This is a genomic window from Pseudoalteromonas citrea, assembly GCF_000238375.3.
Taxonomy (GTDB): domain Bacteria; phylum Pseudomonadota; class Gammaproteobacteria; order Enterobacterales; family Alteromonadaceae; genus Pseudoalteromonas; species Pseudoalteromonas citrea.
The window spans coordinates 405,854-420,910 of record NZ_AHBZ03000027.1; the positions used below are offsets into that span (position 1 = coordinate 405,854).

General features: G+C 40.7%; 13 protein-coding genes. 8 read left to right on the top strand and 5 right to left on the bottom strand.

Annotation, left to right across the window (positions count from 1 at the left end; all coding sequences use genetic code 11):
• Positions 1–57: 57 nt before the first annotated feature.
• On the bottom strand, positions 58–1,029 hold the full coding sequence (locus PCIT_RS19875; RefSeq protein WP_010361742.1) for a hypothetical protein: 972 nt from the start codon (positions 1,027–1,029) through the stop codon (positions 58–60).
• A 516-nt stretch (positions 1,030–1,545) separates the two neighbouring features.
• On the opposite strand from PCIT_RS19875, the gene PCIT_RS19880 reads away from it, so the two are divergent.
• The gene (locus tag PCIT_RS19880) at positions 1,546–2,586 is read left to right on the top strand and encodes a hypothetical protein (RefSeq protein WP_010361743.1); all 1,041 of its coding nucleotides are present in this window, start codon (positions 1,546–1,548) and stop codon (positions 2,584–2,586) included.
• A 22-nt stretch (positions 2,587–2,608) separates the two neighbouring features.
• On the opposite strand, the gene PCIT_RS19885 is transcribed toward PCIT_RS19880, so the two are convergent.
• A complete protein-coding gene (locus tag PCIT_RS19885) occupies positions 2,609–2,929 on the bottom strand; it encodes a hypothetical protein (RefSeq protein ID WP_010361744.1) in 321 nt (106 codons plus the stop codon).
• 108 nt (positions 2,930–3,037) lie between these two features.
• On the opposite strand from PCIT_RS19885, the gene PCIT_RS19890 reads away from it, so the two are divergent.
• The gene (locus PCIT_RS19890; protein WP_010361745.1) at positions 3,038–3,922 is read left to right on the top strand and encodes a LysR substrate-binding domain-containing protein; all 885 of its coding nucleotides are present in this window, start codon (positions 3,038–3,040) and stop codon (positions 3,920–3,922) included.
• Positions 3,923–3,986: 64 nt separating this feature from the next.
• Here the strand turns inward: PCIT_RS19890 and PCIT_RS19895 are convergent, their stop codons facing one another.
• Complete coding sequence (locus PCIT_RS19895) at positions 3,987–4,868, bottom strand: DUF3859 domain-containing protein (RefSeq protein WP_010361746.1); 882 nt, start codon at positions 4,866–4,868, stop codon at positions 3,987–3,989.
• 97 nt (positions 4,869–4,965) lie between these two features.
• Entirely contained in the window at positions 4,966–5,679 is a 714-nt protein-coding gene (locus PCIT_RS19900; RefSeq protein ID WP_010361747.1) for a DUF2306 domain-containing protein, read from the bottom strand.
• Between the two features lie 176 nt (positions 5,680–5,855).
• Here PCIT_RS19900 and PCIT_RS19905 point away from each other — a divergent pair, with 176 nt between their 5' ends.
• A complete protein-coding gene (locus PCIT_RS19905) occupies positions 5,856–7,028 on the top strand; it encodes a helix-turn-helix domain-containing protein (protein ID WP_010361749.1) in 1,173 nt (390 codons plus the stop codon).
• A 107-nt stretch (positions 7,029–7,135) separates the two neighbouring features.
• Here PCIT_RS19905 and PCIT_RS19910 read toward each other — a convergent pair whose 3' ends face one another.
• Positions 7,136–9,340, bottom strand: coding sequence for a TonB-dependent receptor (locus tag PCIT_RS19910; protein WP_010361750.1), 2,205 nt, complete (start codon positions 9,338–9,340; stop codon positions 7,136–7,138).
• A 213-nt stretch (positions 9,341–9,553) separates the two neighbouring features.
• Between PCIT_RS19910 and PCIT_RS19915 the strand changes: the two genes are divergently transcribed.
• From PCIT_RS19915 to PCIT_RS19935, 5 genes are all read left to right on the top strand, one after another.
• Complete coding sequence (locus tag PCIT_RS19915; RefSeq protein ID WP_010361751.1) at positions 9,554–10,006, top strand: DUF4920 domain-containing protein; 453 nt, start codon at positions 9,554–9,556, stop codon at positions 10,004–10,006.
• A gap of 147 nt (positions 10,007–10,153) precedes the next feature.
• Positions 10,154–11,143 (top strand): WD40 repeat domain-containing protein, encoded by a 990-nt coding sequence (locus tag PCIT_RS19920; RefSeq protein WP_010361752.1) that lies wholly within the window; start codon positions 10,154–10,156, stop codon positions 11,141–11,143.
• 3 nt (positions 11,144–11,146) lie between these two features.
• The gene (locus tag PCIT_RS19925) at positions 11,147–12,145 is read left to right on the top strand and encodes a WD40 repeat domain-containing protein (protein WP_010361753.1); all 999 of its coding nucleotides are present in this window, start codon (positions 11,147–11,149) and stop codon (positions 12,143–12,145) included.
• Between the two features lie 92 nt (positions 12,146–12,237).
• Positions 12,238–13,563: a nuclease-related domain-containing protein gene (locus PCIT_RS19930; protein ID WP_010361754.1), complete on the top strand. Its 1,326-nt coding sequence runs from the start codon at positions 12,238–12,240 to the stop codon at positions 13,561–13,563.
• A 144-nt stretch (positions 13,564–13,707) separates the two neighbouring features.
• Positions 13,708–14,850 (top strand): PepSY-associated TM helix domain-containing protein, encoded by a 1,143-nt coding sequence (locus PCIT_RS19935; RefSeq protein ID WP_010361755.1) that lies wholly within the window; start codon positions 13,708–13,710, stop codon positions 14,848–14,850.
• Positions 14,851–15,057: the final 207 nt, after the last annotated feature.

Here is a 15,057-nt window from a genome sequence, read left to right on the forward strand (position 1 = left end):
ATTTATCCTTGTAGTGGTGACTGCGAGAGTCACCACAAATTGCTGCTTATATATTGGTTATAGGTTGTTCCATTGTGGGCTCGCATATTCATACAACGTAAATTCACGAGTGTAGAGCGGATCCCATTTCATGACATCAACGTTAAATTGCAGTAAGCCCCATAGTTTTTTGCAATAAGCTTGGATTTTTCCGTCACCACCGCTTAACTGCGAAGTGACTTTAAGCTCTAAGAACCCTTGTTCAACGGTTTGATCGTTTTGTTTTACGCGGCGAATACCGGCTTCAACATACCCTTTGCCTTTTACTTTGAGCAGACTAAGTTTGCCTTTTACACCCGCTTCAGAAATACCATGACCAAATGATGCGTATGCGGAACTAGATACCACCCCCCCAACATAAGGTGCGACTTCGGCATAAATGTAATCAGGCCGTCTTACGCCATCGACCATGAAAGGCTCTTCGTTATTATGGCCGCCAATCACGCCACCCACAGTAAAATCTGCACCCGCTTCAATGCCTGCTCCAAATTTAACGCCTAATTTTAGTAAACCCAGTGGATCAAGCGGAACCTCTACTTTGGGTTTAACTACTTCGGGAATTAAATCAAAATAGTATTCTACTGGGTAAGTGACAGAAGCATTAAGCAAGTCATCACAGTTTGGTTTAAACGCAGCGACGCTGTCTTCACCAACGGTTAAGTTGAAAGTCATGCCTTGCGTACAATCTAACTTGCTTGGGTTAAATGAAAACTCCACTGAACCGACTGAGACCTTAAAGTTGCGATTGTGTAGTTTTAGCCAGTTGCCAGCTTGATAAAACCCACTGGTAGCGCCATTGCTGGATTCATCAACATACATCCAACCCTGTTGATCTCTGTATTGGTGTGAGCGTCCAATGGCATTGTTTTTTGTTATAACACGTGCGTTTTGCTCGACATATCCCGGGTCTTTATACAAATAGGCATTAGCGTCGGGTGTAAATGCCAGCGCTGTCAACGCGGTCGCCAAAATGGCGGATAGTGTTTTCATGATTTCCTCGTAAAATTATTGTAACGTTATGTGTTGTGTGTTGCGCAACGAAGAGCACCATACCTACTGATATTTACAAAATAATTACAGTTGTACCGGTAATTATGTGAAATATATGTAACTTGCTTGTTGCAAAAGTAATGTACAGCAAGTTTTATAACAGCGCTATAATTTTGTGTGATTTTTATACGGCTTGAAATGCCCGCCAATTTACGTTCTGATTTTTTACTTAGTGGTAATTCAGTTTAATACATTGCTTCTAATGCCTTTATTTTACAAAATTTGTACAAGTGACTGTGGTGCTGATAATGGCGAGCCCTAACTTAGAACGGGTGAATTCTTGGGTTATAATATTGGTATGTGAGCATGGAAAGGTCGCTTTTTATTCAAAAAGTACTGTGATTTATGATGTAATAGGGACATATTATTATTTGCTGTATATTGACGATGTATTTTTAGTCTGGGGCATGAATAGGACATGCAGCCCCTAACATAAGTAAAGGACATATTTGACCTATGAAGCGCGATAATCCTCGATTGAAATACCGTTTAATCCCTTTGCTGCTCGTTATTTTGGTTTTTATATGGTGGCTAACAGGAGAAGCAGATCGTCAGCCCACAGCATTACCGTCACCGCAAGCCCCGAATGCTGCGCCGCTTAAAGTAGTCGAGTCGAGCGAGGCTACAAGTCATCAAAATAGCGCTGGAGTTATATCGAGTCAACCAGTGTCAAAAGCGTGTAATCTTGATTGGTTGTTTGCCTATCAAAAACGGTCAGCGGCGCAATTAGCCGACGGACTAGGTGATGATTTTTCGGTATTTAAAGCACAAATAAACCAAGCGATTAACTTAACCTTGTATCATCAGGGAAAGATTGGCGATCAGTTTGTGGCTAACTTAGTTAATCAATTGGGCGCTGTACATAATTACTATTTATCCATGCTCGGGGATGGCGCTGCCCAAGCAATCGATGTCAACATTATTATTCTTGGCGATCGTGCTGCCTATGAAGATTCTACCTCGCAATCGGGCTTTGATCCGCGTATGAGCCAAGGGGTTTTTTTTCATGGTAGCAACTCTGCGTTTGTTGAATATAAAGGCGATGAGATCACGCTACGTACAGCTATTCATGAAGCAGTACACGCAATTAATTTAAAGTTACTTGGCCGTATACCTCGGTGGCTAAATGAAGGGTTAGCTGAAACATTTGAACGCATTGCACTAGAACAACCGCATGGTGGTTTTCACGTAGCTCATACTGCACTCGAGCAGCGTCCAATGGAATTGTATTCGGTGATAGGCTCAGAAACCCAGTGGGGCAGTATTGACACCGGCTACCTCTATTTTAGTGGCTGGGCATGGGTTCATTATTTATTGAATAATAAAGATACTCATGCCCTGCAGAAATTGCTTATTCAAGAACAAGTACAGATGTGTAATATGTTAAATGGCGAACAAATAACGCAAATACTGGAAGAAGCTCACCCGACCATTGAACAAGACTTTAATCAATGGCGAATGAGCAAGGTGGCACAAATGGAAGAAGCGACGCACTAACATTTGTCGAGCATGTGAGCGCTTACAGCTTAGACAGCAGCTTTTTCGCAACAGTTCGTGTTAAACAGGCGGCCATTGGGGATTTCTCGAATTTTTTATTACTCACCGTAAAGTGGCTGCCTTGATATTGTTCGTTGGCATAAGACACATTAACACGACATGTCGTATGCTCGGATTTACTGACGTAGAGTAGTTCTACCTTGCTTGCTTTCATAATTAAGTTTTTATATGGGTAACCTTCTTGTGTCTCTATTCTATCGAGGACTTTATCAGAGGCTGATACAAGGTTGACTGACAGAATGCTTGTAAAAACGAACATGCCAGTGATTATTAACTTATTCATAAGGTGGACCTTTTGTTGTTAAGCACAGAATAAGTATTGAGCTGATCATGCTTACTGACAAACGATTAAAATTTGTCTATGCTTAAGTTTTTCTAATGTAAAAACAAGATGCAGCTTCCTCCATTAAAAAGCCTGTTATATTTTAAGCATGCGGCTGAGCTGGGTAGTTTTAAGCTTGCGGCAGAACAATTGTATGTGACGCAAGCGGCAATTAGCCAGCAGATCCGCAGTTTAGAAACGCATCTTGGATGTGTGTTGTTTGAGCGCCATACTCGCAAAATATGTTTAACGGCAAAAGGTAAGTTGCTGTTACCCCACATTCGTAAAGCGTTCGAACACTTAAACCATGGGGTGCAGGTTATTGAAGAAGACCCACAACCCAGTGTTTTAAACTTATCTGTATTGCCTTCTTTTGCAACTTGCTGGTTGTTACCTCGAATAAGCAGCTTTCAACGGCAACATCCACATATAAGGGTACGCATTGACCCAAGTGATAGCTTGGTTGATTTTGATGCGGGTGAAGCTGATTTAGGGATCCGTTTTGGGAAAGGTCACTATCCAGGGTTGCACAGTGAGGTACTGGCAAGTGATGACATGCTTTTGGCATATAAACCCGGTTTAATTGACCCCTTAAAGCCACTTAATGAACAAATAAAAAGTAACCATTTGATCATGGATATTTGCCCCGATGCCGAACGAGCATGGCGTATTTTATTTGATAAGCTTGCTTTAACTGATGTACTTCAACCGCACTTTTTAGAAATAGATAATGCCGCGTTAGTGATGCAAGCAACGCTTGCAGGGCAAGGTATAGGCATGCTGCGCCGGCAGTTAATTCAGCCGCAATTGGACTTAGCTCAATTAGAGATACACCCTGAGTTTGAGGTTGCATGCGACTATCAGTATTATTTAGCTGGGCCGGTTGGGCATTTCAATTGGCATAAGGTTAAGTTATTTCGAACCTGGTTATTGGGGCAGTTTAATAGCCTTTAATAACGGGAATGATGGGTAATCGCACTATTCGGCGCTATACCCATTTGTTGTGTAAACAGACTTTCTACTGTGGTAAACGGTTGACCTCGATACAGCTATCCATATCTTTTAAGTCACAGCCTTTGTGATAAAAATCATTGCGAGTTTGTTCATTTGAAGCAAGCTTTGCTGCGAGTCTACATCCTGATATGTCGCCAAGTTCACAGCTTTTTGCGTAGTAAAGCGCAGCACCGTGTTTGTCTTTAATGCGCTCTAAACCTCGCCAAGCAAAGTTGTAACATGCTTGGGCATCGTTTTCCGCACAGCACTTTTGGTTTGACTTTTGCAATGCCTTTGGAAACTTCTCACTCTCAACCTGACATACGGTTGTTACTTTTGCAGGCATTGGAGGAGGAACTTGCACAAAAAAGTTTTTTGTCGCTACAACGGTGTCTTGATGTTTAACTTCGATGGTCCACTTACCACTGACTAACTCATTGTTACTTTCGAAGTTCCACATTGCGAAATTATCACGACCAAAGTAAAGAGTGTCTTGCCAAGCGCTTTGAGTACTTGCTTGTCCATTGGTTATGATCTCTGGGTGTGTCACAGTGACAATAACAGGTACTTTTTTGACGATTTCGCCGGTTGCCGCTTTATCGGCATTATTTATAGCTAACACTTGGTTTGTCACGTAACTAAAACCAAAGAAGTTCCCAATTTGCGCGGGAATAGCAAAGCTGCGCTGAAATTGGTAACCAACCAGTTGACCGTTTTTATACTGTGGTACACCTAAGCCTGACTTTTTAGCTTTGGTTTTGGCAACCTTAATATCTAACGTTTTTTGCACCAGCGCTGGTTTTTCATTGGTTTGTGCATCACTTGAAATAGTTGGGGGGGTTGCGCACCCATTTAATAAGACGATGAGTGAAATTAGGGTAAATGTGAGAGTATTGTGTCGATTCATTTCAGTCTCCTTATGAAATCGCGCGCAGTGTAAATGGCATTACGATTTTTTTCAATACTTTATTACTGTTGTTTTAGTGTTTAGTGGTTTTTTATACTTAGGATGATGTTGATTTACATGTATTGCTTTTAGATGTAGTGATTGTAGATGCGAGTTTGCGGCTTTTCATAGCGGTTTTTAATAACCAAAAGATCATGGCAAGTAGTATGAGCGGTTCAGGAGCCTCAATCAAAACGGATTGACTTAAAGTCTCTGGTAGTACCTTAGCGCCTTGACCAAAGAAAGAGCCAATAGCAAGATATAGTGCAAAACACATACGCCATATATGCCTCGCAAGACGGTGGCCGTGCGTGAGCCCTTTACAAATGAGTAATCTAATATCACCGATTAACGCAATGGCTGATAGCAGGGCAAAAAAGAAATAAGGTTCGTGAGAAAACCCCTGAAAAGTTTCGCTTGCGTGATTAAGTGCTTGCAAACCAAAATACACACTCAGGCAGAATAAACTGCAACTCGACAGCGGGGTATAATTATCAAACTGAGTGTGGGTTTTTACTGGCGTTTTGACGACCATATATGCGGTTAACACTAAATGTAACGTGTAGAATCCAGCGATTAATGTGATCATCATTGGCTTAAGGTACGCAATATAGGCACCGGATAATGCCATTATAGCCATAGAGATAACAAAAACTTTTCCTGACAAGCGGTGGTATTTTTGACCTTTTTTTAGTATTAAAGCAAGCAGACCTGCAATGACGGCAATAGAGCCTGTTATTATGTGCAGTAGCATAAAAGGGGATAGGGTCATGTGTTTCACTTATGGTTGTATGTTGAAGTAAACACGGTATTTCAGGGCTCGACAAATGTCGTCCTGTTCAATTGGCAAAGACATTTTATGGTTACTAAAATAAGCTTAATGGAATTTAACTAATTGAATATTAAATTTATAAAAAATATAAACTGAAAAGAACCGAGTGAAGATGTATGACATTTGATATTGCTTTAGGGCTCGTTACGGCTGGTATCGCTATTTTTAGTGTGTCTTTATTGTTGCCTTTAACCAGGAAAAAACACTATGTAATGCCGCTTGCTTTGTTCATCCTTATTCAGGCGGTCATTGCACTTGAACCATTGGTATTTCATAGCTTTCACTATTTAGAAGTATATTACATCGCTTTGAGTGGTATTGTTTGGATGTTGATGATGCCAAGCTTATGGCTTTATATAAAAGGGCTTACCGCGACTTACGCTTGGCAGTGGCGAAAAAAAGAATGGCATCACTGTTGGCTAAGTCTATTTGCTTCATTGGTTGGCGCGGCAGTTTTAGGCTTACCTAACTCTTCTCAGGCGGCTTTGTTTTCTAATTCAGGGCGCGAACTGACAACGGGCTTTGAAGTGACAGTTGCTGTTTTAATATTGATATTGCTGCTGATTTGGCCCATACAAAGCGCACTATATATTTATAAAATTGTAGGTGAATTAGCTCGGTATCGTAAAGATCTGAAACAGGTGTTTACTGATGAGCAAAATAGAGCTTTGTATTGGGTAAATGCTGCGCTGGTATTTTTGGTGATGAGCTGGTTGTGGTTACTAGGCGGGCTTTTCACTAGCCTGTTAGAAACTGAATATGACAGTAGTGGCGCAATAGCAATGCTCGTTAACCTTATTGCGGTATGGCTATTTTCATTTTGGGCATTGACGCAAAAGCCAGCGTTTATGGGGTTATATAAGCAGCTTGCTCAAGCACCCATCGCCATGATCTCGAGCCGGGTTAAATATGAAAAGTCAGCAATAGGTGCCGCGCAAGCACAACGGATCGCAAAAAAGCTTGATGTGGCATTACAAGATGAACAGTTGTATCTCAATAGTGACCTGACGTTGTATGGGCTTGCTGAACATTTACATATTCCAGCACATTATATTTCTCAAACGTTAAACCAAACGATGAATACTTCATTTTTTGATTGGATAAATCGCGCACGTGTTGAACAAGCTAAAAAGCAGCTGGTATCAAGTGACACAAGTGTACTGGATGTGGCGATGGCTGTTGGATTTAATTCTCGGTCAGCGTTTTATAAAGCATTTAAAGCACGTACGGGCACCACGCCCAGTGTATTTAGAAAACAAGCAACTCATGAAATAGTAGATGAGCCATAGTCATGAACACTCATCTACGTATGCTAAACCCGCTAGGGCATAGCCATTTTTTAGCGATAATGCCCTAATGCACAAAACCTTATAAAATGACGTTTTGGTATATACGCTTAAAACTGGTAACTGACACTCAATTTAAAATTGCGACCTAGTTCACTGGCGTCATTTTCACTGCTGGCTGGCGCGCGTAAATAGCGTTTGTCAGTGACGTTATCAACACTGAGCCGGGCACTGAAGTTGTCAAGTGGGCCGCTGCCTTGGTAATGTGCATTCAAGTTATAGACAGTTGCTGCTTGCGTTCCGTATCCCCGTTCTAAATACATGTCGTTTAAGCGCATTTGACCACGGTGATGACGCGCTTGTACGCCAAGGTTGAGCGTGTCCGTGATCTGATAGTTAGTTGTAAATGTGAGCTTATCTGCGGGGGCTTCAGAGTAAGGTTGTTTTTGATAGTCGATGTTGCCTAAAAAGAAGTTTGGCACACCAACCACGTCCATGTTCATTTTTGAATAGCCAAGGTACATGGCTAATTGCTTGTATTGATAATGGGCCTCAACTTCGATGCCTTCGCTTTCTAAACGGCCAATGTTTTTTGCACTGTAATCACGGTGTGTGGCAACTGGTATGCCATTAACCGGTTCAGGCCCAGGTGAACCAAACTGCTTGTTGCCTGAGTCATCTATGTAATACATAAATGGAATATTATCGATGTAATTGTCTATCTTATTGTTGAAATAAATTGCTTTTATACTCAACTCATCAATGAATGGCTTATCCGCAATATTAAAGCCCAGCCCACCTTCGTAATTAGTCGACTCTTCGGCTTTCAGGTTTGGTTGTGGTTCGCTATAGCAAATTTTGCTGCCGATATGACAACGCCATAAGTCGCTTTTATAGAGTTCTTGTAAAGATGGCGCTCGAAATGCTTCTGCTGCTTTTAAATATATATTGATATGTTCAGTTGCTTTAAAAGTTAGCCCGAGTTCGCCGGAAGTCGCATTGTCATCATTTTTACCATATCCGGTGAATGAGTCAGAGCTGCGGTCGTACTGATCGTATCGAATACCTGCTGTAACGAGGAGTGTATCTTTGAAGAAGGTGCTTTGATCTATGAGGGAGATAGATAAGTTATTGGCATCACTTTTACCATAGTAGCTGCTACGATCTTGTTCTTCGAACTGATGCTGATCAAATGTTTCATGTTCATAGTTAACTTCAATTGCCAATAAATGTTTAAATAGACCGTCAAATTCAGAGAGGTTGGCGAGTCGTATGCCATGGCGCTTACTTTCACCATAACTTTGTCTATCATAATTTATTTTTCGGTCCCCTCTAGGAATATAGCCTTTGGTTATTTTGTCGTAAGTTTTTTTTGCGTAAAAAACCTGAACATCCATATCGATGAGATCACTTACAGGCTGATAGGTATAATTCATCATGCCTTCTAAGTAGTCGTTTTTATAGTCTTCCATTAGAGTGGGGTAACTGACGGCTAGATCTAAACGTTGATTGTATGGCTGGTCGAGTGATTCTGTTTCACTGTAGTCTAGCTTGCTCTTGATTAAATGATGCGGGTGAAGATACCAGGTATTTTTAAAGGTTATATTAGTCCTTTGAGACTCGTTAAGGATTTCGCTAAGTTGAGCAACATCTTCGTCGTTATTTTCTGCCGCAACGACATCGACATCATCGTATTTTACGTGACTGAGTGTGATGATCGTGTCGGTGGTATCGGTGAGTTGAAATACATTTAATGTACTTTGCACAGAGTCAGATACCGTTTGGTGTGTGGCTGAAACCTGCGCGCCAACACCGTTCGCAGTTAGATAATCGGCAGCATCCTTGGTGACAATTCTAATACTCCCCCCAATAGCGCCAGAGCCAACGGTTAATGAATCTGCACCACGCAGCACTTGCACCTGTTTCAGCTGACTCGGGTCAACGCCTAAGCTACTGATGTTCGTAAGGGTTTGACTACCATCTGAATCTGTTTTGCGTTTTACGTTATCTACAGAAACATGTATTCGCTCACCGTGTAAACCCCGTATACGTGGTTGGCCTGAAAGTGGGGCTACACTGCCTGAGACATCAACACCAGGTAGTGATTTTAGTATTTGAGTTAAATCAGATGCCTGACTTCGTTGTATGTCAGCTGCACTGAGAGCAGAAACAGACGCTGCTACATCATGATTGTGTGCGGTAATTTTGTGGCCTAGTACTTCAATGTTTTCGTCAGGTGTTATTTTTTTAGGTTCAGAATGCGCTTGGGTATGAATTGCAGCGCTGATGCATAGGAAAAGGGCTGAGTACTTCATGATATTAATCCTTAATAATAATAGTTCTCATTGCGTTTGCGGGGCGCATGCTACGCACATTGATAACCAAATGCAATAACTAATTACTTATGGTTATATTTTTGTATTTTAATCATACTGAAACCTTGATTTTTTGGCATGGTATTTGGTAGCTTGTTGTTTTCAAGTCGTTAATGGCTAATTCTTGTGTAATAAATAAAAGGGAAATTGATAATGAAGCGGTTTTTAAGTGTATTAATACTGTGCTGTATGCCATTGATAGTAAATGGTACGGAGTTCAGTGGCGGCGCAGACATGAGTAAATTGGTTACAGCCAAAGAGGTATTAACTGATATCAGCCGTTTTGACGGGACAGAGATCACGTTGACCGGCACGGTGATGAAGGTGTGTAAAAAACGAGGCTGCTGGATGTCGCTTAAAGTGACAGAGCAAGAAGAAATCACCGTTAAAGTAAAAGATGGTGATATGGTGTTTCCACTGTCGGCAATAGGTAAAAAAGCGTATGCAACAGGGGTGATAACGGCTAATAAAATGGACTTAGATAAAACCAAAAAATACCTCGCACACAAGGCATTAGAAAATGGCGAGACATTTGATGCTTCAACAGTAAAAGCGCCTATATCAGTGAATATACTTAAACCCAGCGCCGTGACAATTTCGCATTAGTCATGGTCTTTCACTTTAAGCGTTGTGCCTTTTGGCAACCTCATTGCGAAGTCGACGGTTATTTTTACGGCACTAAATTTGCTTAAATATTTGCTTAATAAGTTTAAGCTTGAGAACATTGACTCAAGATAGTTTTGGAGCAAAAAAATGCGTTGGCCAGTCGTTTTTATAGCATTGATATATATGCTTTTAATTGGTTGCAAACAAGAAGTAAAGATAAGTGAGGGCGTTGTTCACTCATTTTCAGAAGAGGGGATCTCTTTTGGTCAGTTTTCTGACGATGGTAAGTTATTACTTGGCGTCACTCACTCAGACGTCGTGACGTTATGGAGAATGGACACTAAGCAGGTAGAGCTAGAAGTCTCCGTAGATAAAGTCATTAAGCCTGTTAAACATGTTGCACTATCAAAAGATAATAGTCTTTTACTTATTGCAAATGATACGACGGTTGGCTTGTGGTCAGTACCTGCTAGAGCAATGATAAGTAAGGTGAATTTTTCAGGTGTAAACGCATATGCCACGATCACAGCACTGGCATTATCGCCTCACAAAGACCGCTTGTTAGTGGGAATGGCTGATGGCTCTATCAACATGGCTGATATTAATACCCGCTTGAACAACCGGTTTCAGCCGCATTCACAACCTGTGCGATTTTTGCGTTTTGATACTCAAGGTGAGCTATACATGTCTGGTGCTCTAGATGGAAAAGTTGGACTATGGCAATTTGCGTCTTCTGATCCCTTGTTTGAGCAAGAGTTTGCACACCGGATCACAAGCTTGAGTGCCAATGATGATTTTTCAATGCTATTTGTGTCAGACGGCCTAAGTGCGCAACATATTAAGAAGTTAACGTCTGGTGAAGAGGTTGCAAAGTTAAACTACAGTGCGCGGTTTAAGATATTTAGAAAATCATTATTTGCTGAGGGGGGAGCGTTACTTGCGACGTCTTCGTCTAAATCCCATTTGTCGTTGTGGCATGTTGGCACGGGTGAAGAAATAGGAACTTGGACGATTCAAACTAAAAGTAAAGGTGCAAGTATTGTCGCGATGCACAGTGATAATGAAGGGAGTCTTTTGACATTTAATTCTGATGGAATGTTAGAACGCTGGAATTTAGATTTACTTGAGGTACTTTAACGTATGAGTAAACATTGGGTACTCGTGTTCGCAACGTTGCTCCTTTTTAGCTGTACAGAGCCGAAAAAAATAGAGCCGAGTGAGCGGTATGTACTCAGTGATCGCTTGTTACTTGATGGGAAAATCTCTAAAGACGGCAGTTGGGCGTTGTTATTGACTGAAAGATCTGATGTGTTGCTGTTAGATATTCGGTCGGAAAATGAGCTGCTGACCCTAGATTCGACCGTGCTACCTCATTCAGTTCGGGAAATACTGTTGAGCAAGGTACATGGCATTGTGTTGGTTGCTGGCAATAATACATTGCAGGTTTGGGATATAGAACGTGCGGCATTGCTAGGCCAAATTGGCGTTAACGGGTTTGATGATTTAGCAAGAGTATCAGTTTTAGCCCTGTCTGATTCGGGAAACGTTGTTGCGATTGGTATGACCGATGGGTCATTAAATATATTGAATTTAGCTGAAGAAAAAGTGCATCAGACGGTATTACACCAGAGTAATATTGCTTATTTGAATTTTATAGATGATGATACAGCCGTCGTAAGCGCATCTCATGATGGTCATTTGCGAGTTTGGGAGTTGGTAACTGGTAGTGAACGATACTCAATCAGTTTTCCCTCGCGAGTTAGCACGGTTGCGTTAAATCACGACAATACCCGTTTGTTTGCGTCTGACAGTTTAAAAACACAATTGATCATTGGTGCCCGCGGCGGCGAAGTGTTAACTCAGTTTGATTATTTGTCGCGATTTAAGTGGTTTAGGCATGCCTTATTTATCAAGGGTGCGCCTTACTTACTCACGTCTTCCGCTAAGTCAGAGCTAAGTTTATGGCATATGAAGTCTGGCAAAGAGATGTTCAGTTGGAATGTAGAAACGCATTCAATGGGCACAACGGTATTAGATATGGTCGAACTGAGTAACACCAAGGTTCTCACCTTGAACAGCGAAGGTATTGTTGAGATGTGGGATATTAGTAAAGTGCAGTTTAGGGCAACTCAAGAATAACGGCGATATTATTTTTCGTACTTTGTATCAAAAAGGTGAACAAGTAACGTTAAGTTGATATTATTAGAATCGGGTTTTAAATGGATTGAAAAATGCGGTTAATTTTATATATTCTTATCATAAACGTGGCATTTTGGAGCAGTGGAACGCTAAGCTTCAACCCTCAACTTTCAATTAATCAATGTGATAGGTTTAGCGCAGAGGCCAATAATATAAAGGCGCTATTAACTGTAACGTCGGGTGTTCGGCATCAACAGTTGTCTAATCGTGCTGGGCGGTTAAAAGAGCGTATTGATGTATTTTGCCAAAACCCAACAGAGGTTGAACCGCAAATTGTTGTCGCGTTAAAAGTACCGGTAGAGTTGGCGATAAGTGGCCGTTTAGAGCACGCTAATGCAAGTAAAGTATCGTCTTTATCCACTTATAAAAACGAGCAGAAGCAAGCTGCATGGCAACAGTTTTATCGCAGACCTACCCATTGCGATTCCTATAAAAATAGTATGGCTGAGTTGGTTAGGTGTAGTGATGAAGAAGCTGCACAAAAGCTGTTATTTGAGCGCAGTTGGACACTTCGTCACCCAGTAAAAATGCTAAATCAACAAAATATAGATACAACATTAACCGCAGCGAATATAGCCAAAGCGCCTTTGATACCAGGAACGACTCAAGGCCAAATGGAAAAAAAGATTAATTTACGAGACCCCAATTTATATATCTCTTCGGCACCAACACAAGAAAGTAACTCTGCTGGTTTTGTCCCTTTATGGCAATATATTGGTGAATATGTGCTGATGATTGTTTTATGTATTGGCCTGTATATTACTGTAAAAATTGTTTCGCCCTATGGAAATAGAATCATAAAGCGGCAATTTAGCGGTTATTACTTGAACCTTATTTTAAAGCGCAACCTTAATAAAACACAGTATACCCAATATCGTGATCTGGTTTTTTCCAGTGCACAAGGGGATGTGCACATTGATCAAGTTATTGCTTCACAATATGGCGTTTTTGTTATTACGAGCCAACCACAACTTGATGCTATTTATGCCGATAGGCATTCAGAGACTTGGATAGAAAAAAAGCAGAAAAAAGAATCACATTTTGCTAATCCGCTTGTTGATATTACTCGACAAAAAACACTCATACAAGACGTTCTGGGGTTAGAAGATAATGTGGTGCGGCTAGTTGTGTTTAATCAACAAGTGCAGTTTAAAACACCTGTTCCTGCCGAGGTCTGCCTGATCGGGCAACTTGTCAGTCGTATAGATTGCTATCAAAGTATCGTGCTTGATGAGAAAAAGTTAGGAGTTATCCATAGCGTATTACTTGTACACAGCTCTGAGAAAAACACGCATGAAACCCAGACCAGTGGAGGCAGCCGCTTGTCGTCGGAGTCACTTAATGAAGCGCTAAAATAACGCTCAAACGGTGCACTCACTAGGTATAGCCGAATATTGGTCAATTAATAAATGAGTTTGATAATTATTATTGTTTAAAATAGTATGACAATAATTTTATTACACGCTGTGTGTACAGCAACATTTTATTATATGGGAGTCGATGTGTTGGTAACTAAAAAGCGATTATTTGAGTTGCACGGATGGGCGGGGATCATATGCTTTATCCCATTCATATTAATTTGCTTAACTGGGAGCCTACTGGTATTCAAAGCTGAGATTGACTCAGTGTTATTACCCAATAAAAGTGTGGTAGTACCCTCTTCAGCTCGATTAAGTGAAGACCAATTAATTCAGGTCGTTAACGAGCAGCTACCAGGGTATGAGCTAGGTAGTTGGGAGTTACTTGGTGAAAACGCAGAAGCGGATAGAATATATTTAGTCAAAAAAGAAACCAATATTTGGTTTAAATCTTATCTCAATCCATACACTGGCGACGTGTTAAGTGAACCTGAATTACTGCATCATTACTTTACTGATTGGTTGGTGCAATTGCATTACACGTTACTTTTGAATGATATTAAAGGCATAGATGAGAATCTAGGCACGGCGTTTACCAGTATCTTTGCCATATTATTAGTCTTTTTAGGCGTTTCGGGATTGATTATATATAGACGTTTTTGGCGTCGAGTGTTTACTTTGCGCCTTGGATTTAGAGCTGTTGTTGTGGTGAGTGATTTACATAAATTGGTTGGTACATTGGGCTCTCCGGTGCTGCTGGTTTTAGGGATCACAGGTGGCTATTATAATGTGTCTATTTATATTCATGAATGGCAGGAACACCAGCAAACTCCTGACCATCACATTATGACAACCAGCTTGTATAATAGTGAGCTTAGCGTAACTGGTATGGTGAAATCAGCCTCAAATCATATTTTAGGGTTTAATACGACCTACATTTTGTTTCCTACCGAACCCAATGAGTCAATCATATTATTTGGGCAAGCACCTACCGTAAATCCACTATTAAGTGACTATGGCAGCACAGTCAATTTCCATGCTCAAACGGGTGAGTACTTGGGTCACTATGATATTCGAGAGCAGAGTTTTATTACAATTTTGGTTGATACATTTCGCAAACTTCATTTTGGTAACTTTGCAGGCTTATTTAGTAAGGTAGTATATGCCATTGTTGGATTATCACCGATTCTACTCGGTGGAACAGGGATTTACCTTTGGTATTTTCGCCGTCGAAAAAGAATTCACCAGCGAAATAGGCCAAAATTAACCTCACTCTCTCGTATTTAATGACGGGTATAGCAACTTTATTTTTTGTTACTTTTTAAGAAAGTGTTATTTATGTTCTTATGTTGTTTTTAAATTGATTATTTATTCCTTTGTGTATTTATATCCCGATATAAAATAACAAGATAAACATTTATAAAACACAAATGAGAGTTGTTATCATTTGTGTTTGCTGGTAGTATGCGCTCCCTATTTTGAGGTAACCCCCTC

Bases quoted from the DNA above. Each gene is read 5' to 3' on its own strand.
- PCIT_RS19890 (WP_010361745.1), top strand. From the start codon at position 3,038: ATGCAGCTTCCTCCATTAAAAAGCCTGTTATATTTTAAGCATGCGGCT.
- PCIT_RS19920 (WP_010361752.1), top strand. From the start codon at position 10,154: ATGCGTTGGCCAGTCGTTTTTATAGCATTGATATATATGCTTTTAATT.
- PCIT_RS19900 (WP_010361747.1), bottom strand. From the start codon at position 5,679: ATGACCCTATCCCCTTTTATGCTACTGCACATAATAACAGGCTCTATT.
- PCIT_RS19930 (WP_010361754.1), top strand. From the start codon at position 12,238: ATGCGGTTAATTTTATATATTCTTATCATAAACGTGGCATTTTGGAGC.
- PCIT_RS19915 (WP_010361751.1), top strand. From the start codon at position 9,554: ATGAAGCGGTTTTTAAGTGTATTAATACTGTGCTGTATGCCATTGATA.
- PCIT_RS19895 (WP_010361746.1), bottom strand. From the start codon at position 4,868: ATGAATCGACACAATACTCTCACATTTACCCTAATTTCACTCATCGTC.
- PCIT_RS19905 (WP_010361749.1), top strand. From the start codon at position 5,856: ATGACATTTGATATTGCTTTAGGGCTCGTTACGGCTGGTATCGCTATT.
- PCIT_RS19880 (WP_010361743.1), top strand. From the start codon at position 1,546: ATGAAGCGCGATAATCCTCGATTGAAATACCGTTTAATCCCTTTGCTG.
- PCIT_RS19910 (WP_010361750.1), bottom strand. From the start codon at position 9,340: ATGAAGTACTCAGCCCTTTTCCTATGCATCAGCGCTGCAATTCATACC.
- PCIT_RS19925 (WP_010361753.1), top strand. From the start codon at position 11,147: ATGAGTAAACATTGGGTACTCGTGTTCGCAACGTTGCTCCTTTTTAGC.
- PCIT_RS19885 (WP_010361744.1), bottom strand. From the start codon at position 2,929: ATGAATAAGTTAATAATCACTGGCATGTTCGTTTTTACAAGCATTCTG.
- PCIT_RS19875 (WP_010361742.1), bottom strand. From the start codon at position 1,029: ATGAAAACACTATCCGCCATTTTGGCGACCGCGTTGACAGCGCTGGCA.